The sequence below is a fragment of the Phyllobacterium phragmitis genome (assembly GCF_002980495.1).
Classification (GTDB): domain Bacteria; phylum Pseudomonadota; class Alphaproteobacteria; order Rhizobiales; family Rhizobiaceae; genus Paramesorhizobium; species Paramesorhizobium phragmitis.
Window position 1 is genome coordinate 98799 of record NZ_PVBR01000014.1, and the last position, 19262, is coordinate 118060.

Consider the following 19262-nt stretch of genomic DNA (forward strand, 5'->3'; position numbering starts at 1 on the left):
GAGACAATCATGGCAAACTCAAACGCCGGCAGCAAATTCTATTGCTGCGTCACTCCACAGCCTACCGATCTCACGCAGGCTGAATTTGAAGCCCTGACATGGGTTGAGGTGAAAAACGTCGGGTCCGTCGGTGAAACGGGCCTCAATACGAACGTCCTGACCTATGACACGCTCGATACCGATGTAAGCCAGAAGTCAAAGGGAATCTCTAATGCAGGCGATCCGGCCATTGAGGTGGCTCGTGTTGCTGCAGATCCCGGTCAGATGGCGATGCGTACGATTGCGGCAACTCGCTACTACTATCCGTTCAAGCTCGAAAAGGCTGACGCACCGACGGCGCTGATGACCAATACCATTGTCTATAACCGCGGGCTTATCACCGGCCCGACGCGCCCGAACGGTCGAAACGAAGATTTCGACCTTGAGATTTTCACGCTGGGCCTTGTCCAGAAGGAAGTCGTCGTTGATCCCGCGACAATTTGAGGACTGAGACATGGACATTCTATCAATTCAGCCCGGCACTCTGTCGGTCGATATCAAGCACCCCGCGACCGGAGAGCCTATCGGGCTTTCGGTGCAATGCGTCAGTCTCGAGGATGACCGGGTAAAGCTCGTGGAGCGCCAGATCAAGAACAAGGCGTTTCGCAGCGGTCGCAGCACGGTCACGGCCGAGAAGATCGAAGACAACACCATCGAAATCTTGGCGGCGGCTATCGTCGGCTGGACTTGGGCGGAAGGCCTGGCGCTTGGCGAACTGAAGAACCCACCGCTGAACAAGCCCAACGTCGGGAAACTTCTGTCGGTGACGTGGATTGCCAAGCAGATCGATACGGCGCTGGGAGACGAAGCCGCTTTTTTTACGACATAGAGGATGCGCTATCCAGGGCGATAGCTCATCACGTCAGATATGAATTCGAGGACAAAAACGGGGAAACCCGGCGAGAGCGCAACATTCGCTTCGGTCGGGACGATCTAAACCCGGATATCGAGATCCAAGAAGATCACGGCCATCTCTGGGATTGGTTTTGGGACTTGAGTTCATCCCGATCCATTGGGTTCAACGGACCTAACCCGATCTCTGTCACTGACATTGCTAATTGGGCGGCTCTTACGGGCACCATAGTACGCCGGGAGGAAGTCGGAATCATCCGGGCGATGGATGCCGCTTACATCAGTGCTGTTGCCGAAGAGCATGCGACTGAAACCGGAAAGGAATGAACATGACCAAAAAGAGAAAGGCGCCCGTTGAGGCGCCATTCGTGATTAAGGACGGAGCCATCTATATGACGGTCGCCAGATTTGAGGTGAGGTTATCAAAATGAAAGTAAGAAAATGCGGTGCGAACCTCTTTGTTGAGGATGGCGAAACTGCGCACATCCTACTCTTTTCGGGCGAGCCCGGAGCGAGTAGCGCCTATAATACCCTGAAGGACTCGGATACCTATCCCGAGACTCTCAGCCTCGGCGTCGATGGAAATTCCTTGGGTGATAGTCCCCTTAGCCTCGGTGATTAGCTTTCTCTCAAGATCATCTAACCAGGGTCCTGGAGCATTTCCGTGATCTAGCGCCATTGTTTCAATGGTCTGGCGAAGCGCAGTCCCCATAATTGCGCTGATTGCTTCATAATTCGGGACGGTCCGCGCAAACTGAAAATGAGCGAACGGTGTTGGTTCTGACATAATAGCCCCCATAGGTTGAAACAGGGGCAGATAAGCAAATCAAAAGGCGAGAGTCGAGAGGCTAAGCCGCTTCGTTTTTCGGTGTCACATTCAGATGAATGCCGAGTGCCTTAACGACGCCGAGCAGGGTAGAAAGCCGCGGGTCACCTTTCTCACTGAGCGCCTTGTAAAGGGCCTCGCGGGTGACGCCGGCCTCCTTGGCGACAGCTGTCATTCCAACGGAGCGGGCAACGTCGCCGAGGGCATTGGCAATCAGGGATGCATCGCCATCTTCAAAGGCAGCCTCAAGATAGGCAGCGCGCTCTTCCGGGGTCTTGAGGTGGTCGAGTACGTCGAAACGAGTTGTTTCAAGGGGCATTTCAAATCTCCTTTGCCATCTGCTTCGCAAGCGCAATGTCACGGCTCTGCGAGGATTTGTCGCCGGCGCACAACAGGATGACAACGGCCTTTCCTGCCGTGACAAAGTACACCCGATAACCTGGGCCGTAGGTGATCCGCATTTCGCTTACGCCTTCACCAACGGCTTTTACGTCACCCGGATTGCCAAGCTCCATGCGACGGATGCGCGTGACGATCCGAGCGCGCGCGTTGTGGTCACGAAGCTCGCTGAGCCATTTAACGAATGTGGTGGTTTGGCGGACTTCGATCATGTGTAATTTATAGTTCACACCATGCCGAGCGTCAAGGGAATTGTAAACTATAGATTACATGCCGCAATGATCGGATACTGGCCGCAGCTTGAGCGGCTCTTCCCACCAATCAGAGCGCCCTACGGGGCGCTTTTTCATTTCTTGAGGTAGCTGCGAATTGTTAGCCAGTCGCGGCAACGATGAGGCTCATGGGGTTACAAGCCGATCCTCTTTATCGCCACAAACGTCGCATTGCCAAACCTCATCCTTGGCACCCAAGCTACCGAATGGCCCTTTCGACGGAACGGATGACTTACGCCGAACGGCTGGTTCACCACACGCGGGGCAGATAGCACCCGGCGCCGTCTTTGGCGCTCCCATCAAGATATCGATCCGGGAGCGCAACTCCCGGTTTTCGGCTTCCAGCGCATCCATACGCCTGGGAAGCTCTTTCACCGTTCTCCAAATTGGAACCTGATCAAGGATTTTCAGAATGTCCGAAACAGAAATCAAAACTCGCCCCCGCGAAATTGGAATAGACCCTGAGTTGCAGGCGATGCTGGACTATTTCGGCGAACGAGTCGAGACGGTGATTATCGAGCATGAAGCAAATGGGATGACAGCCAGGTCCATCGTAAACCTCAAGGCCCCTAAAGCCGCCGATGAAGGGCAGGCATCCTCTTACGATACCTTCGAGGGCGACTTAGAAGAATATATGGTTGCGTGAGGATTATTTTTCGCCCTTGATGCCGCCCCGAGCCATCAGCCGCTTAACGATCATGTCGGCGAGCGTTGACGGCGGTCATTTGTCGGAGTTGCGGCTCGCGCTAGAATGGGATTTCGTCATCCAGATCCTTGGCGGACTTCTTGTCTGCCGAGTATGGCGGCCATGGAATTGTGTTGTACTCGTCCTCAATGCTTACGGTCCCGTCGGTCTGAATGCTGATGTTATATCCATTGGTCATTCGAAACGTAATAGAATCTCGCTCAAACTTAAGTTCTGTAATGAGCGGGTGACCCACAAGCACGTCCCTCGCTACCTCGGCAGGCATCCGCAGCGCTTCCAGGCGTGAGAGAAATCTCTTTATGATGGTTTCGTAGGTGTCTCGGCTTTTAAGCGCCTCATCTAGCAGCTTTCGAACCGCTTCTACCTCTGATCCGTAACCCTTCTCATTTTGAAAGGCGACGATCCTATCAACAAGCTCTTGCGGCAGCACGTAAACGCGCCGAAGAGTGGCTTCTTTTTCCTGTACCATCGCAATCCCCAGATAAATGCACATTCCAATTGACATGCGCTTGACACGATTGCAATTGTCAGCCAGATTAACATTGCAATGTCACAGGAGGTTGCAATGACTACGCCGTACCAAGCAGCACAAAAGCACAACCGCCCGATGGAGCGGATCGTGTTCCACCTCCCAGCGGAAGAAGTCGAGGCTTTGGATGCGTGGGGCGTGCCGGCAGGAATGCCGAGCAGAGCAGAGACGATACGAACTCTGCTTAGAAAGGGTCTGGAAGCAGTCGCAGGAGAAGACAGCTAACCCGGAGAACGATGGCGGGACGTACGGTCTTTGAAGCCAGTCCCGCCATCGTTTCACTGAAAAACCGCTCTGACCAGCGGTCCTTCCCTTCAACCCGGTAAAAGAGGTACCGAGATGAATACAGATATCAATAATCCATTCCCGGCAGTTGGAAAAGGCCAAATCGGCGGACAACTCGTGCAGACGGTTAATGCACGTGAGTTGCATGCCTTCCTTAAGGTGCACACCCGTTTCAACGACTGGATCAATAATCGCATTCGCGAGTTCGGTTTCGTTGAAAATCAGGACTATGTGTCGCTTACTGAAAATTTAGTAAGCGGGGGCTCGCGGAAGGAATATTACATCACCCTCGATATGGGTAAAGAGCTTGGCATGGTCGAACGCACGCCAAAGGGCAAGGAGGTGCGTCAGCACTTCATTGAATGTGAGCAGCAGCTAAAACTCGGGACCGCAATTCCCACCACGGCTGAAGCATTTGCCAGCGCCTTCCAGATGATCGCCAACGCCGAGCGTACACAGACGCAACAGGCCAAGGCCATCAGCAGGCTTGAGCAGCAGGTGGAAAGGGTTGAGATCGCGCAGACCGTATTGAGGCAAAGGCCATCAAACGCGGAAGGTATAACGCACATCCGTTCTCGGATTGGCCGGTTATACGGGCTCTCGGCGAATGTAATTGATGAGGTCATGCGCCAGTCGCCTTACGCGCCAAAGCCTGCCGGAATGGTCCGCAACGACCATGGAGACGCCGACGGCTCACTTTATGCCGTATTTTGGCAGAAGGACATCACGAAGACGTTCGACCGGTTCGTAGATGAATGTAAGCCTGATACGGCGTTCCTGTTCACCCATCCTTTCATTGAAGGCCGCTTTCGCGTGGCCAGAAAGCCTGTGGTGGCATGATGGACTTTTTCGCACCTACGATCCAGGCAGACGTTCTGCAATCACCTGACCTTCGTGTTGTTCCCATCCTCGGCGACAGGATGACCCCCACATTAAAAGGTGATCGGGATTACGCCTTGATGCGCCCTGTCTCGACATATCGCGGCGAAGGCATCTACTGCGTTAGCGATGGCATTGGCTTCGACTTCTTCAGGGTTGAAGCGACAATGGACGGAAAACGGGGATTGCGTCTGTTCGGCGACAACGAGATGTACGCCGATCGGTTCTACACCATTGAAGAATTTGACTGTTGCGTCCTCGGCATTGTCGTCGTGGACCTAAAAGTCAGAAACGAACGGCTGCTCGCGGCAGCCTGACCATACCAACAACTGAATACCCTTGACCAAAGGGATTAGGCGCGAACATCGAGACCTCCTTGGGCCTCGGTTTCGCGGAAGCGAACCACTGCGCCTAGTGGCTTGGTCGGCCGGGCGCTCAAGGAGACCAGATCATGGCTATTGCAAAGAAGCAGGAAATTGGAATTGAACTGCCGAAGCTTGATATCAGGCTTATGGAAGTGACGATTGTCGGCGACAGCCCGCTTATCGTCCACGCGTGGTCCGAAAAGGCCAAGCGCGAAATGCTCGGCAAACAGATGAAGGAAGCTAAAGGCGCAAAGGAAGCCAAAGATCCGAAGGCGGATTTCGATAGCTCGCTCTATCGCCTTTCGGATGGAGGTTACGGCTTTCCTTCGATCGGCTTCAAGGCAGCGGCGGTCACGGCCTGCACGTCCGTTGCCGGAATTACCAAAATTGCCGCTCGACAGGCCTTCCACATCCTGGGTGAGGATGTTGACGTTCAAGGTGCTTTCGAAGGGACAAAGGCGCGTAACAATCTGGTTCGCATCTATGGCGGTGAGCCATCTATGCGTGAAGATATGGTTCGCGTCGGAATGGGAACTGCGGATCTTCGATATCGAGGCGAGTTCGCCGACTGGCACGCTAAGATATTGGTCCGCTACAACGCCAATGTTTTGAGCGAAAGCCAAATCTTGAACATCATCAATGTTGCGGGCTTCGCCGTCGGCGTAGGCGAGTGGCGCCCTGAGCGAGACGGCATGTCGGGAATGTTCCACGTCGCTAGCGAGAGTGACCTTTCGAAGCTGGAGGCTGCATGATGAGGATCGCCGGTTTCGAATTCGCCGATGGCGCCCGGTTCCAGCCGGGCGCTGAGAGGAACGCAAAACTCGTTGGTGGGCATCTGGAAATGCTCCGAAAGAAGTTCAAGGGCGAACTTACGCCGGAGGACGTTCTCGCAGATGCCAAACACGACAATTCCCCGCTCCATTCATTTTTCGAGTGGAGCGATACGGAGGCTGCAAATCAATTTCGCCTCCAACAGGCGAGGGGGCTCATTCGGGCAGTTGTCGCGATCTACGTCAGCGACGACAAACCCGCGGTTCGGCAAAAGGCCTATGTTCATATCGCTGAGCCATCGGCACCGCATTACCGCGAAGCGTCCCACGCTATGAGCCAGAAAAAGACGCGGCAGCTTGTGCTTCAAAGAGCGTGGCGGGAACTGCAACAGTGGAAGCAGCGGTACAAGGATATGAAGGAATTCAGTGACTTATTCGAGGTCATTGATGAAGTTGAAAAGCATCTTCCGGCATCGTCAAAATCAGCGCACTGATGCATCGAGTTATGCCGAGAGTTCTCAAAATCAACCTCGGGCGCTAAGATGGCGGATATGGCAGGCGTGGCACGGTAGGGCTAGTTCAGGCGGGGCGACGCGGGGAATGGCTGGCGCGGCAAGTTTTGGTCAGGCTAGGCAAGGCTTGGCAAGGTGTGTTGAGGCAGGCATGGCAAGGTAACGAGCGGTGGGGCAACGCTTGCAATGGCATGGCAAGGAGGTCTTGTTGAGGCAGGCAACGCATGTTGAGGCGAGGCTGGTCAAGTTGGGGACTGGCACGGCTGGCGAAGTGGAAAGGGCGCCCTAAGGGGCGCCTTTTTTCATAGCGCCATCATACAAAGCGCAGGAAACAGGCCCAAGTAGCTCGGGTTTATCTCCCGGCTTATCGGCTATTGCCTGCGCAACAAACTCTTCCGCTTCTCCTTCGGTGTATCCCTCGCCCATGAGCCTGGGTTTAGCAACGTTGATGGCCTTTTGAACCAAGGTATCGTCATCCCTCTGGATTGAGCATTCCTTGGCTGTGACTAGGAGAAATGCAGATTCAACAGTGGCCCGTTCCCTCGGGGTAGCTGTTTCAGGATCATAGGTTTTGGTTTGAGCGGACGCTGCAGATGTGGCCGCCGCCACAGCGATTAAAATCCATAAAACACGCACTGTTCATCCCCCGATTTCAGATCGGCGGGACGCTACAGCACGTTTGAATGTAGGTAAAGCACATGACCGACATCGCAACCCTAGGTATCGAAGCGAAAGCATCTGGCGTAGATCAGGCGTCAAAGTCGCTCGACAAACTGACGACGGCCGCCAAGCGCGCGGAAGCTGCTACGGAATCGCTCGGTCCGACAGCGAGTAATTCGGGTAAGATGGCGGCGAACGCGGCCAATGCGTCGGCAAATGCACTGAATGCAGAAGCGTCCGCGGCTAACCGGGCGGCCGGCGCACTGCGCGCCCACAGTCAGGCGGCGAACCAGAACACTCGGGGACTTGTCAAGACGCACAACACGGCCAATCTTGCCGCCCAAGGCTTCGATATCTTCACGACAGCAGCAGGCGGCATGAGCGCCGGTTTGATCGGCATGCAGCAGGGTTTGCAAATAGCCCAGGTCGCGATGACATCGACCGATGGATTTGCCAAAACCTTGGCTGCATCGTTTGCAGCGATGCTCTCTCCCGTGACGTTCATCGCCATCGGTTTGACGACGTTGGTTGCTGCCGGAATCCAGATGGTCGATTGGGCAAAGGCCGGATCGGCTGCGCTCGTAGGCATTGCCGATGGTCTTGAAGTGATCGCGCCTTACGCAACAGCCGCAGCGGGAGCGCTGGCGCTGATCTATGCGCCGTCAATCGTTGTTGGAATGATCAACATCATTGCCCTTCTGGCGCGCATCAGTGTGGCTGCTCTTGCGATGGCGGCATCATTCACCGCGGCTTGGCTGGCTGCTCTGGGTCCCGTCGGTCTGCTCATCACGGGCATCGCAGCGGTTGGAACGGCAGCGTACCTCCTCCGGGATGAAATCAAGTCGGCAATCGGCGTTGATGTTGTGGCGATAATTCGAGACAGCGCAAACTTCATCGTTAACTCATTCGAGGCTGTATATTCCGACATCAAATTCTTATGGATGAATTTTCCAGCCATAGTTGGCGCGGCGGCTTATGGGGCCGCCAATCTGTTCATCAAGGGCATCAACCAGATGATGCAGAAGGCGGCCGAAGCAATTGATTGGCTGACTGGGAAGGCAAATAAAGCCACCGGAACACTAGGAATAGCTCCGATAGCGCCAATCGGGAAAGTTGAGGGAATTAGGGAACTCACTAACCCTTACACAGATGGGCTTTCCACCGAGAACTCCACTCACGCCGCCGAGATAGCCCGCATCATGAGCCAAGATCGCCTTAGCCAGTTCGGTACGGCGATAGGTGAGGGTGCTTCCTTCGCGTCGGGTAAACTCAAAGAACTCGCCGGGTGGATGACAAGCGTTGACGAGAAGGGAAAGAAGAAGCGCGGCGGCAGGACCGACTCCGAAAAATACAAAGACATCGTTGACGGCGCCAATCGACGCATAGCTTCGCTGAATGCCGAACAGATGGCGGTTGGGCTCACGGAAGAAGCCGCGGCAAAGCTCCGCTATGAGCAAGATTTGCTCAATCAGGCCCAGCGCGCGGGGATCGAACTCACGCCGAAGCAGACCGCCCAACTCAAGGGGCTTGCCGCCACCATGGCCGCGACCGAAGCAGCCACCTTGAAAGCGCAGGAAGCGCTCGACTTCGCAAAAGACGCCACCGGTGGCTTTTTCTCCGATCTGCGTAGCGGACTAATGAATGGCGAGGGCTTATGGAAATCGTTTGCCAACGCAGCCACGAATGCCCTGGATATGGTGATCGAGAAGATCCAGACGCAGCTTATTGACGCGATATTCCAAGTGAACAACGCGGCGTCTGGCGGCGGCGGATTCTGGTCTAGCCTCTTTGGCGGTTTTCTTGGCGGCGGCGCAGCATTCGCCAACAGTGGCCAGCTTGCCAAAGGTTTCGCTGCTGGCGGCGGTCTGTACGCGGCGGGCGGCTATACGGGGAACGGTTCGACCTATCAGCCGGCAGGCGTTGTCCATAAGGGCGAATACGTCTTCTCGAAAGCGGCAACGGCAAAGATCGGCGTCGGCAATCTCGATGGGATGCATCGACGTGCTAAGGGCTACGCCAGCGGCGGATATGTCGGATCGGCTCCACGCGTTCAGGCGCCGTCTAATGGCAATCAGCAAAATGTTCAAGTCAGCGTGGGCGTTGAGTTCAAAAACAACGGCACGTTCGACGCCTATGTGACCGATGTCGCGCAGACACAGGGGCGGAAGGAAGCTCAGTCCGTCGTCAAATCCTACGACAAAACCGGCGCTATGCGGCTCAAAAGGGATAGCCAGCAGGCCGGCAGGCGAGGGTTTGTCTAATGGTCAGCATGCCGAACGTTCTTTATCAGCGTGGCCGGCCAATCCTGAACGATCAGGTTTCCGTGTCTCGATACGGCAAAAAGGCAATCGCCTTTGTGGAATATGGCGATAGCTTCTGGACTGTCGATGTCGAGACACAGCCGCTTTATGATTTTCAGCTGGCCCAGGTCATGGCCTTCATATCGCAGGTGAAAAAGGGCAATGAGACGGTCGTATTCAACCCGATCGATAAAACCGTTCCTCAGGCCTATTGGGATGATCCGACCAACCCAATCCCCAATGACAATGGGACGCTCGGGCCGGTCACCAATGGCAAAACGGCGGTCATCCAGAACATCTCTCCCGGACTTATCCTGATGCCGGATGACAAGATATCGTTCGCGTCCGGCGCATACCGGCAGTTTGTGAGGGTTATCACCGGAGCAACGGCAGTCAGCACCCAAATGACGGTGACGGTTGATCCGCCGATCATGAGCTACATCACATCGGGCGCGACAGTTAAGTTTAAAAACCCCGAGATGAACACGCGGATGGTTCCAGGCTCATTCCAGTTGGGAGACGAGCCTTTGCCGACGGTGAGCTTCCAACTTATCGAGGTTCCGCAGTAATGGCTTTTCCTCCTCGACTGCAAGAACTCCTCACAGAGGGGCGCGTCGTCGTGCGCTCGCTTGGCGACTTCTTATTCGGCACAGGCGCTTGGTACATGTGGAACGGCGCCAGCGAGCTTGTATGGAACGGGCACACCTATGTCCCGAACCAGCTAATCTCAGTGGAAGAGCCTGGATATCAAACCGGAACGGCCGCGCTTCCAATTACGATGAAAATGCCGACGGCAACAGACTTCGGCATCACACCGGACATTCTCGCCCAGATCGAAAGCCTCGATTACAAAGGCAAGACGGTCATCCTCTACGACGCCTATTTCGATCCGGATACCCGAGCCTTGCTCCACGTCGAGCCGATGTATCGCGGCCGTCTCGACACGATCGATCACAAGCTTGAAGACGGTGAATTCTACCTAAGCGCCAATATCGAGACGGCGGCGCTCGAAAATCACCGGGACGGCTATCGCTCGGCCTCCCACGAAGATCAGCAGCTCGTGTCTCCAGGCGATAAGATTTTCGAGTACGCGTCGATCATCAAGCGCGAAGACTTCAAGATAACGGCACCCTGACATGAAACATCCAGATTGGGAAAAGCGCCTCGTCGCAGTGACGGAGCGCCACCTCCGCACGCCTTGCGTTTGGGGTGAGGACGATTGTCTGCTGACCGTCGCCGACGCGATCGAGGCGATGACAGGGACGGACCACGCCGCCGATATCCGCGGCAAATACAAATCCAAGACCGGCGCATATAGACTGATCAAGAAGCGCGGTTATCCCGATCTGGCATCCGTTCTCGGGAGCCTATTCGAGGGCATTCCACCAGCTATCGCGATGCGTGGCGATGTCGGCATCTACGACAGCACCGCCGGTTATTTCACCGAATACGGCTTCGCCCTCAAGGCCGATGACGGGCTGCGCTTCATTCCCCGCACGATGGTCGATAAGGCTTTCAAGGTCACCTGATGAAATACATCATTGCTGTGCTTTTTGCGCTGCTGGCTTCGCCAGCGGCCGCGGACCCCGTGTCTATTGTCGTCGGGATCGGCAGTGCTGCGTCGTGGCTATTCGGCGGGACGGTCCTTGCCAATATCGTGCTGGGCGGCCTGGCTGCGGCGGCGCAATACGCACTGACAGCAGCGTTCGCAAAGAAACCCGTCGCCCAAGCATCCAAGACAGAGACGCAATACGGCGAAAATCTCGCCCGTGAAGTCGGCATGGGCACATACGGCACCATGGGCCATCACATCTACCGGAACGCCTTCGGCAAGGGCAACCGGATGGTGCAGGATGTGTTTAACGTCTCGAGCTTTCGGACGTTGGGCATCAACCGCGTCCAGTACAACGGCAAATGGATGAACCTTGATGGCGTGGACACGGCTTGGGGCCGCAAGGTCCTCGGCATTGAGAACGGTGCTGAAATATGGGTCCGCCATTACACGGGCCGCATGGATCAGGTTGCCGATCAGCAGTTGATCGACAACGCCAATCCTCCGGGCCGATGGACTTCCGATCATCGCGGGGCCGGAATATCCTATGTCATCGTCACGTCGAGGATGGAGGCCGACAACCTCACGTCTCCGCCGTCGCTGATGTTCGAAGTTCGCGGCGCGCCTCTTTATGATCCTCGTAAGGATACAACCGTCGGCGGCTCGGGTGCACACCGGTGGAACAATCAGGATACATGGGAGTATTCCGACAACAATGCCGTGATGATGTATAATCTGGAACGCGGCATCTACAACGGCACCGAATTGATGGTTGGCCGTGGTGCGGCCGCAAGCAGCCTTCCGCTCTCCGAGTGGTTCACCGCGATGAATATCTGCGATGAGCCGATGGTTGACGGCAGCAAGCGCTATACGGCTGCGCTGATTGCATCCTCTGGCGATGGCGTCACCCACGACAGCAATATGACCCCATTGCGGGAAGGCTGTGCCGGTTCGTGGGTCGAGGCTGTCACGGGCGAATATCCGATTGTCGGGGCAAATCAGGCTGTCGTCACCACGTTCACGGATGACGATATCAATTTCAGCAAGCCGTTCTCGCTGTCGCTCTATCGCCCGACCTCGGAATTGGTCAACACGGTCGCCGGCACCTATGTCAGCCCGGAGGCCTTTTACGAGACCGTTCCGCTTGCCACGCGTATCGATGCCATCGCGTTGGCGCAGGACGGCGAGCGCAAGGCGTCCAAGGTCTCCTACACCGCGGTCGTCGATCACAGGGTAGGGGACAGGCTAGCCGATATCGCCATTCGGGCATCGCGCTATCAGGCAAATGCGAACCTTTGCATCCACCCGAAGTTTCTGGAGATCAAGGTCGGGCAGTGGATAAGCTGGCAATCCGACAGGTACAATTTCACCAAGTCGTTTCAGGTGCTCACCAAGTCTCTCGGCGCTTTGGGTGCTGATGGGACACGCGATGTCACTGTGACCTTGCAGGAGGTCGGCAACGGCATCTTTGATCCGACGGCATATGAGACAAATCCTCCTGTGCCAACGCCCGTGGGTGACCCTGATTACCTCGCAGAGGTTCAGAACTTTCAGGTGATCCCGAACAAGATCATCGGTTCCACCGGGCAGGAACTCCCCGGTGCACGTTTGGTATGGGATCCGATCACCGACTTGAGTGTTGCCGGCGTCGATATCCAATATGTGCCGGTCAGTGATGTCACACAGGTCTTTACCCACTATGCGACTACGGATGTGACCGTTGTGCAGCTTGTAGAGGGCCTGACGAGCGCCACGGATTGGGAAACCCGCACTCGACTTCGTGTCGCCAGCGGAACGCGCCCCGTAGCCTGGTCGGCATGGAAGCCGTTCACCACGCTCGATACCGGAGGCGATGACAGCCCTGTCGATTACGAAGACTTGGCCAACGATCTCAAAGGATACGTCAACTGGATCGGTCCCGAACTGCGCGAACTGATCCGGCAGGCGCAGGAACTTTCCGCACTGGTCGGCAGCAATCACAACAGCAACTACGAAGATCGTCAGTTGATCCGACGGGAACTGGCCAGCACCTACGGACAGGCAACAGCTAAGTTTGAAGAAGAAATCTACGCCGCGACCGGGCCCGGCAGCGCGATTGTCCAGCAATTGGTTACATTCGGCACGGAGCTTCGGACCGCAGAAAACCAGATCGCCGCGAACGCAAATATCACCAATCTCCTCCAAACCAGAGTTGACGGGATCGGAGATGATGTAACAGCCATATCAAACGCCGTTCTCGACCTTAATGCCTCAAAAGACGGGACATTGGCCGGCGCGACTTTCCGGATGGAAACGGTTGCAGCTCAAGCGGGATATACCTCGCGCATCGCCATGTATGGCCGCGTCGGATCGAATGATACGTGGAAACAGGCTGGGTTGTTTATCGACATCAACTCGACCACAAGCCGGGTTTCCATCCTCGCCGATCAGTTCGTCATTTCGGACGGCTCAAACGTGGTCGCTCCGTTCGTCATTCAAAACGGAGTGCTCTATGCCCAAAACATGGTGCTGGACAATCTGATTGTCAGCCAAATCCGATCAACGAACAGTAAACTGATCATGCGCGGCAGCGGAAATCTTGCTGATTTGAGGGTTTTCACGTGACCTATCTCGCCATTGCAAACAAAGCCGGATACGGCCCCGGAATTTGGGTGGTCAAGGATGATGCGGTCAATTACCTGACGACCCCATACACGTCGTTTGGCAGCTTTCTGTTCAACTCCGAAAATCAGAATATCAGCTACGTGAAGGAACCCTGGAAGCGGACCCTGAATGCTGCATCCGTCACGGCTGATGGTTACAACGACTATATCGGCAACAACATGGGTGGGACAGCCACGACGTGCACTCGCTCGATATTTAGGACAACTACGTCAGGCACACTTCGCCAATATACGCCATATGCATTTCCTCAGACGTTGTTTGCTGGAGACGCTTTTATCCCAATGGCTGAGGCGCGTTTGCGCGATACAGTTACGGGGCGCATCTCAGCGGCGAACCGCGTCAGAAATTGGGTGGTCAACGAGCAGACCAACCAACACGGGGTGATGACCGCCTATCAGTTCCCGAATGTTCTTATGCAGATGACCAATTTTTCCGGGTCCGGCCTCTGGCGCGGGCGAATGGATCCTCGTTTTTCCGGACGCCCAAATGCATGGGTTGTCAAATATGGCAACGGATTGAACGGTTCTGACGCGGGAAACCCTAGTGTCGTATCGGAAGGGACATTCAGCGGCAATACTTTCAATGCCAAGGAGATGGTGACGGTCTGGTGGGACTTGCCAGCCAATAATGCCGCAATTCCTAAGCCATCGCAGCCGGTCGTGTCGGGCCAAGAAGTACTTCGACTTAATTCGTCAGGGCTTGTCTTGGCTCGGCCCGGCTACACGGTTGATGAGTCGTATGGGCGTCAGAGGATCATCGACAGCACACGCAATCCTCCACTGTGCATCATGGCAGGCGAAACAGCCTCGATAGCAGTCGGTGGGAATGCCTTCGTCGCGGCACCTCCCGGAATTTCTCTTTCGAATGATTGTGTCGTGGAAATAATGGCCCGTGTTACCGGCGCAACTCAATACGTCCCAGCGCTAATCATATCCGGCTACACTCCCGATTTCGATGTTGCCTTGACTTACAGTGTGGCGTCGAACGGCGTAACTTTTTACAATGACGGGCAATCCGCTCTCACGGTCAGATATATCGTTTTCGGCGTTGACTTTCGTTCTCCATCTACAGGCGGCAATCAGGTCATGCGCCGCGCGAACGACGGCGTGCAAGACTATATCCAGATCAAGAATCCCGGCACGAGCGATACCGCACCACTGCCAAATGACATCCTGATCGATACCCGGTTTCCAATGCTTCAGATCGCGCAGGAAGGATTCATCCAGATGGCTGAATTCACGGAAGCATCTGATAATGCGGAGCTTGGAAGCGCCTGCAAAACGATCAGCTTTGCGAACGCTGGGTTTCGGCCTTTCCTAAAGTATGCGGTGAATTTCACAGGCTGCATCCTGCCGCCGATGTTCGCGCAGATTTACCACTACCCGGAGGGGTCTGGCGCATTCAACCATCGCCCCACAAACCAAAGTGCGATTGCGCAGGTGACCGACACCTCCGTTAAATTCTATCTCGCCCCTGGCAACCCAAGCGACATGACAAGCTCGGGCGGCGGGGCATGGAGCCTCAACGACACATACCCCGACCCCATCGGCATCCGATACTACGTCTTCGCCATCCCGCTTTAGGCGAGCCCACCACAATCTCAGCATTTCAACCCGCCAATCGCGGGAAGGAGAACCTATGGCAGTCCTTTCGGATTATGTCGCTGGCACAATAACTGTCACCGCTGGCCAAGATGCATTCACCGGCACCGGAACCCTTTGGCGAACCGCGGGCTTTCGCGAAGGCGATACGGTCCAGTTGCAGGACCTGACAGCGGTCATCGCGGGAACATCCGCAACCGATCCGCTTATAGCCTCAAACACCTCAGGCACGTTCACAGAGCCGTGGCAGGGCACGAGCGGGACATTCCCGTATCGCATGCGCTATCTGCCAGACGGTGCGCGGTATACGGCTAAAGCTACGCAGCTGATTGAGAAACTTGGCAATGGGAATATAGAAGCGCTCGCCGATCTGCCCGGCGCAGCCGACATGCTGGCGTACTTTACCGGCGCAGGGGCTATGGATCTGACGGCGCTGACGGCGTTTGGGCGATCGTTGATAGGGGCGTCGAACGGCGGTGATGCATATTCGGCGCTTGGAGAGGTTCCAGATGCGCAGATTCCTCCAAGGATCGGGGCTCTAGCACTCGTCGCCACCGATCTCAACGCCATCACAGAAAGCGGCATCTACGGCGCGGATAGCGATACGGCGAACCGCCCCGGAGACACCGGGAATTGGCTCGTTCTCGACTTGGCAAGAACATCCACAGTCAATGCTCAATTAGCCCTGAGCCGGGCCACGTACGATATCCAGTATCGCTACAACAATGGCACAACACAGCAGCCATGGCGAGGCATCCTTACTGAGCGCGGCACAAATGCTAATGGCGATTATACGCGATTTCCGGATGGCACGCAGATATGCTGGCGCAATTACGTCGCGAATAGCGCCGCCTCGTGGCCCGCGGCATTCAGTGCGGCGCCTTTTGCCGTGGCGACAGTCGCAGGGGGAGGCCTGCCGCGTATCGCAACTTTCCCATCCTCGCCAACCGCGACAACCGTCACTGTGCAAGTCAACACGGAGAATGGCGGCGCATCATCGTCCCCGGGCTATGTTGTCGGGTTTGGGAGGTGGTTCTGATGCACGTTTCATTTTGCCCTCAGCGCTGTGACTGCGCGCTCTCCGTCGCTAAAAGCGGCGACACGCTTATCATCAATGGCGATCCCGTTGACCTGTCCGTCATCCCGGATGGGGCGACATTGCCGGCAGATGCAGTCAGCAATGATTTTGTCGTCGGGAACGTTGAACGCATCTCTGGCGAGCTACATGTGACGCTTCTACTACCGCACGGCCCGAACCCGTCGCAGGCTGTCGCTTTTCCTGCACCCTTGGCGGACGTGCCAGACGGGCCGCTGCAAATTCCCCGCGATCCCGAACCGGAGCCGGAACCCGAACCCGCTCTGACGGACGTAACGGAACCGGAGGAATGACCATGGCGACGATCGATCTATCTCAGCTTGTCACCACAGAGGATAAGGCGGCTGCGCAACTAGCTTCTCTGCAGGCAACATACTCGGCCACTATCCAAGCCCACCTCGACGCAATGGCTCGTGAACGCGACTATGACGACATCGAGCGGGCAACCACATATCGCGGCGATAAGAACCCGCTGTACGCTGCCGAGGGTCAAGCGCTCTTTGATTGGCGGTCGGATGTCTGGACCTATGCGACGGCGGAACTTGAGAAGGTGAAAGCAGGATCGCGAGAAATTCCGACCGTTGATGCGTTCCTTTTGGAACTGCCTGTTTTCGAGTGGCCCGAAATAGAAATCCCCATCTAACCCTCCCGGATACATCAAAGGAAATCGTTATGTTCACTGCAGAACAGCGGGGCGTCATCGCCGCCGCCGCGAAAACGCTTGGCTGTGAGCCGGCTGCATTGATGGCCGTCATCGATGTCGAGAGCGCCGGCGAGATCTTCGCCGTCGTCAAAGGCCATCAACTCCCGGTCATTCGATGGGAGGGGCATTATTTCTATCGGCTTGTGCACACCGCGAAGCGCGGGCAGGCGGTCAACGCCGGGCTCGCGAACGCCAAGGCAGGCGGCGTGAAGAACCCGAAGTCCCAGGCCGCGCGCTACGCGCTGCTCGATCGCGCTGCCAACCTCGACAAGCAAGCGGCGTATAGCTCGTGCTCGTGGGGCATTGGCCAGGTGATGGGCGCGCATTGGGATACGCTCGGCTTTGCGAGTGTCCTCGCCATGGTCGATCGCTGCAAGGCTGGATTTGCCGGTCAGGTCGATGTGATGTGCCGCTATATCGACAAGTTCGGATTGGCCGACGAGTTGCGCCGGCATGACTGGGCCGGCTTCGCGCGCGGTTATAATGGACCGGCCTATGCCAAGTATGGGTATCACACCAAGATAAAGACGGCGTACGAGCGCTATCGCGGTGCCGCTTCGCCCGCCTCTCCAGCCTCCGGCATGTTGCGCATGGGCAGCCATGGCGCGCGTGTGCGCGAGCTGCAGCAGCTCTTGGCTCGCGCCGGCCAACCGATCACCGTCGACGGCGATTTCGGCCCGTCGACAAAAGCGGCTGTGAAAGCATTCCAAATGGCGGCGAACATTGCGGACGATGGCGTCGCGGGACCGCAGACGCTTGCCGCGCTGCAATCCTATCGCGTTGGTCCGGATGAGACGCCGGGCGCCATCCCGGCGCAACTGGTCAGCGAAGTGCAGACAGCCACCAAGGGCGGCGGCATCGTCGTCATGGTGGCGGCGCTGCAAAAGCAGATATCGGATACCGCCGTCAGCCTGACCGGTATCGATGCATCCGCGGCGCAGACAATTTCCGGTGCGCTGATGGCTGGCGCCGGCATCCTCGGCGCCGGGCTTGCCGTCTATGCGATCTATGGGCTCGTCAAGTCGCGCCGCACCTATGAGGGGACAAGCTGATGTTCGGCCTCTCGAAAGCCGCACTCTACCTGGTGGGCGCCGGGATCCTCCTGGCGGCCATCATCGCGGCCGGCGCGGCCATTCGATCCGACCTCAAGGCAGTTGGAAGATTTGAAGCCACCGAAACGGTCAGAAAGGGAAACGCCGATGCCGGGTCTATCGCTGAGAAAAGCCGCTATGCTTTGCGCCATTGCATCAATGGCGGCGGGGTGTACGTCTTCGAAACCGGCGCTTGTGAGCACTGACGGCCTTCGCCATGTGGTCGGCACGTCTCTGATCGGAACCGTGGGCGCAACGCCGGCCGACCAGATGAAGATCGATGAGACTGCGGCAGGCCTCTGCGGAGCATCCGTTTGGACGCAATCGGAATGTGCTCGCCATGGGCGCGAAAGCAGAAAGGGTCCGCACTGATGCCGACAAGCCTCAATGAGATCTATAAGGCGATCGGCACGCTTTCCGCCGAGGTACAGGGGCTTCGCCGTGAGATGGCTGCGTCAGAGAAACGGGCGGTGGATGAAAGCCGGGAAGCCGATGACAAGCGCGCCGTCGTTCATCGTCGGATGGATTCCATTGTTGGCGAGGTAGGGGAGATCAAGACGGAGATCGTCGGGATTCGCCAGGACGCGACGGATAGTAAGAAAGTCACCGACGAGGTGAAGCGCTGGAAGTCCATGGGCATCGGCGCGCTCGGCGTCGTCGGGATCGGAGGGACGGCCCTCGGGGTTACGTTGGCGAGTTCGTTCGAGTGGCTGGCGAGGCTCTGGCATCGGTAGGTTTTCACGGCCCTGCCGGTTGGCCTGCCGGATAAGGGGCTTTCCTCAATCAGGGTCGCATGAAAGGATTCCTATCGAGTATTGACCCGCTCCACCTGCAAAACGATATCTGATGATAAGCCCCGGTCGCCCATTGTGGTGGCTGGGGCTCTTTTTTGCGTCTGACGCATAGACGCAATGATATCATTGTCATTCCCGATATATCTTCCAAAGAATAATAAACGCCCAAATCAATAAAAATAAGGATATTGAGCCTTCAATCGCATAAATTATGTCCAAAGAACGCTCCTTTTATTTATTATAACTCTATCCGCTAAGCCTCCGGCTCTGCCGGAGCGAATAACGGCCGTTATACGGCTTCGGGAGTAGGGTCCTGATATCAGATGATCTCCTTGGGGAACCGCGAGGCCCTCAAGGAGATCACAAT

Annotated in this window: 24 protein-coding genes; 20 read left to right on the forward strand and 4 right to left on the reverse strand. The window is 56.3% G+C overall.

From position 1 onward, the window contains the following. Positions 1-9 precede the first annotated feature (9 nt). The 3 genes from C5748_RS18405 to C5748_RS29520 are packed head-to-tail and all read left to right on the forward strand — an operon-like array spanning position 10 to position 1218. A complete protein-coding gene (locus C5748_RS18405; protein WP_105743391.1) occupies positions 10-483 on the forward strand; it encodes a hypothetical protein in 474 nt (157 codons plus the stop codon). Between the two features lie 10 nt (positions 484-493). Next, entirely contained in the window at positions 494-868 is a 375-nt protein-coding gene (locus C5748_RS18410) for a hypothetical protein (RefSeq protein ID WP_105743392.1), read from the forward strand. Continuing rightward, positions 808-1218 carry a phage tail assembly chaperone gene (locus tag C5748_RS29520; protein WP_425350275.1) on the forward strand — a complete coding sequence of 137 codons (411 nt, stop codon included), beginning with the start codon at positions 808-810 and terminating at the stop codon, positions 1216-1218. The genes C5748_RS18410 and C5748_RS29520 overlap by 61 nt, the downstream gene beginning before the upstream one ends. A gap of 521 nt (positions 1219-1739) precedes the next feature. Here C5748_RS29520 and C5748_RS18425 read toward each other — a convergent pair. Then, entirely contained in the window at positions 1740-2036 is a 297-nt protein-coding gene (locus C5748_RS18425; protein WP_105743394.1) for an addiction module antidote protein, read from the reverse strand. Between the two features lies 1 nt (position 2037). After that, positions 2038-2328, reverse strand: a complete 291-nt coding sequence (locus C5748_RS18430) for a type II toxin-antitoxin system RelE/ParE family toxin (RefSeq protein WP_105743395.1) — start codon at positions 2326-2328, stop codon at positions 2038-2040. 472 nt (positions 2329-2800) lie between these two features. On the opposite strand from C5748_RS18430, the gene C5748_RS18435 reads away from it, so the two are divergent. Continuing rightward, complete coding sequence (locus tag C5748_RS18435; RefSeq protein WP_105743396.1) at positions 2801-3034, forward strand: hypothetical protein; 234 nt, start codon at positions 2801-2803, stop codon at positions 3032-3034. Between the two features lie 100 nt (positions 3035-3134). On the opposite strand, the gene C5748_RS18440 is transcribed toward C5748_RS18435, so the two are convergent. After that, positions 3135-3563 (reverse strand): hypothetical protein, encoded by a 429-nt coding sequence (locus tag C5748_RS18440; protein WP_146119568.1) that lies wholly within the window; start codon positions 3561-3563, stop codon positions 3135-3137. A 399-nt stretch (positions 3564-3962) separates the two neighbouring features. Between C5748_RS18440 and C5748_RS18450 the strand changes: the two genes are divergently transcribed. The 4 genes from C5748_RS18450 (at position 3963) to C5748_RS18465 (ending at position 6416) form a co-directional block, all read left to right on the forward strand. Further along, positions 3963-4748 carry an antA/AntB antirepressor family protein gene (locus tag C5748_RS18450; RefSeq protein WP_105743399.1) on the forward strand — a complete coding sequence of 262 codons (786 nt, stop codon included), beginning with the start codon at positions 3963-3965 and terminating at the stop codon, positions 4746-4748. Next, entirely contained in the window at positions 4745-5104 is a 360-nt protein-coding gene (locus C5748_RS18455; RefSeq protein ID WP_245581859.1) for a hypothetical protein, read from the forward strand. The genes C5748_RS18450 and C5748_RS18455 overlap by 4 nt, the downstream gene beginning before the upstream one ends. Positions 5105-5238: 134 nt before the next feature. After that, positions 5239-5904: a hypothetical protein gene (locus C5748_RS18460; RefSeq protein ID WP_105743400.1), complete on the forward strand. Its 666-nt coding sequence runs from the start codon at positions 5239-5241 to the stop codon at positions 5902-5904. Further along, complete coding sequence (locus C5748_RS18465; protein ID WP_105743401.1) at positions 5901-6416, forward strand: hypothetical protein; 516 nt, start codon at positions 5901-5903, stop codon at positions 6414-6416. The genes C5748_RS18460 and C5748_RS18465 overlap by 4 nt, the downstream gene beginning before the upstream one ends. A 303-nt stretch (positions 6417-6719) precedes the next feature. Here C5748_RS18465 and C5748_RS18470 read toward each other — a convergent pair whose 3' ends face one another. Then, positions 6720-7070 (reverse strand): hypothetical protein, encoded by a 351-nt coding sequence (locus C5748_RS18470; RefSeq protein WP_105743402.1) that lies wholly within the window; start codon positions 7068-7070, stop codon positions 6720-6722. Positions 7071-7132: 62 nt separating this feature from the next. On the opposite strand from C5748_RS18470, the gene C5748_RS18475 reads away from it, so the two are divergent. The 12 genes from C5748_RS18475 to C5748_RS18535 all read left to right on the forward strand — a co-directional run bounded on the left by C5748_RS18475 (position 7133) and on the right by C5748_RS18535 (position 18835). Further along, complete coding sequence (locus C5748_RS18475; RefSeq protein ID WP_105743403.1) at positions 7133-9355, forward strand: phage tail tape-measure protein; 2223 nt, start codon at positions 7133-7135, stop codon at positions 9353-9355. After that, entirely contained in the window at positions 9355-9963 is a 609-nt protein-coding gene (locus tag C5748_RS18480) for a hypothetical protein (RefSeq protein WP_105743404.1), read from the forward strand. Before C5748_RS18475 ends, C5748_RS18480 begins: the two co-directional genes overlap by 1 nt. Further along, positions 9963-10529, forward strand: a complete 567-nt coding sequence (locus C5748_RS18485; RefSeq protein ID WP_105743405.1) for a hypothetical protein — start codon at positions 9963-9965, stop codon at positions 10527-10529. Before C5748_RS18480 ends, C5748_RS18485 begins: the two co-directional genes overlap by 1 nt. Position 10530: 1 nt before the next feature. Further along, positions 10531-10923, forward strand: a complete 393-nt coding sequence (locus C5748_RS18490) for a DUF6950 family protein (RefSeq protein ID WP_105743406.1) — start codon at positions 10531-10533, stop codon at positions 10921-10923. A 17-nt stretch (positions 10924-10940) separates the two neighbouring features. Then, the gene (locus C5748_RS18495) at positions 10941-13550 is read left to right on the forward strand and encodes a phage tail protein (protein WP_158259893.1); all 2610 of its coding nucleotides are present in this window, start codon (positions 10941-10943) and stop codon (positions 13548-13550) included. Next, positions 13547-15193, forward strand: coding sequence for a hypothetical protein (locus C5748_RS18500; RefSeq protein WP_105743408.1), 1647 nt, complete (start codon positions 13547-13549; stop codon positions 15191-15193). The genes C5748_RS18495 and C5748_RS18500 overlap by 4 nt, the downstream gene beginning before the upstream one ends. A 55-nt stretch (positions 15194-15248) precedes the next feature. After that, a complete protein-coding gene (locus tag C5748_RS18505) occupies positions 15249-16250 on the forward strand; it encodes a hypothetical protein (RefSeq protein ID WP_105743409.1) in 1002 nt (333 codons plus the stop codon). Then, a complete protein-coding gene (locus tag C5748_RS18510) occupies positions 16250-16600 on the forward strand; it encodes a hypothetical protein (protein ID WP_105743410.1) in 351 nt (116 codons plus the stop codon). The genes C5748_RS18505 and C5748_RS18510 overlap by 1 nt, the downstream gene beginning before the upstream one ends. Before the next feature lie 2 nt (positions 16601-16602). Further along, the gene (locus C5748_RS18515) at positions 16603-16950 is read left to right on the forward strand and encodes a hypothetical protein (RefSeq protein WP_105743411.1); all 348 of its coding nucleotides are present in this window, start codon (positions 16603-16605) and stop codon (positions 16948-16950) included. Between the two features lie 29 nt (positions 16951-16979). Continuing rightward, complete coding sequence (locus tag C5748_RS18520; RefSeq protein WP_105743412.1) at positions 16980-18062, forward strand: N-acetylmuramidase domain-containing protein; 1083 nt, start codon at positions 16980-16982, stop codon at positions 18060-18062. Next, positions 18062-18307 carry a hypothetical protein gene (locus C5748_RS28280; protein ID WP_105743413.1) on the forward strand — a complete coding sequence of 82 codons (246 nt, stop codon included), beginning with the start codon at positions 18062-18064 and terminating at the stop codon, positions 18305-18307. The genes C5748_RS18520 and C5748_RS28280 overlap by 1 nt, the downstream gene beginning before the upstream one ends. A 165-nt stretch (positions 18308-18472) precedes the next feature. After that, on the forward strand, positions 18473-18835 hold the full coding sequence (locus C5748_RS18535) for a DUF1515 family protein (protein WP_105743415.1): 363 nt from the start codon (positions 18473-18475) through the stop codon (positions 18833-18835). The last annotated feature ends 427 nt before the right edge of the window (positions 18836-19262 follow it).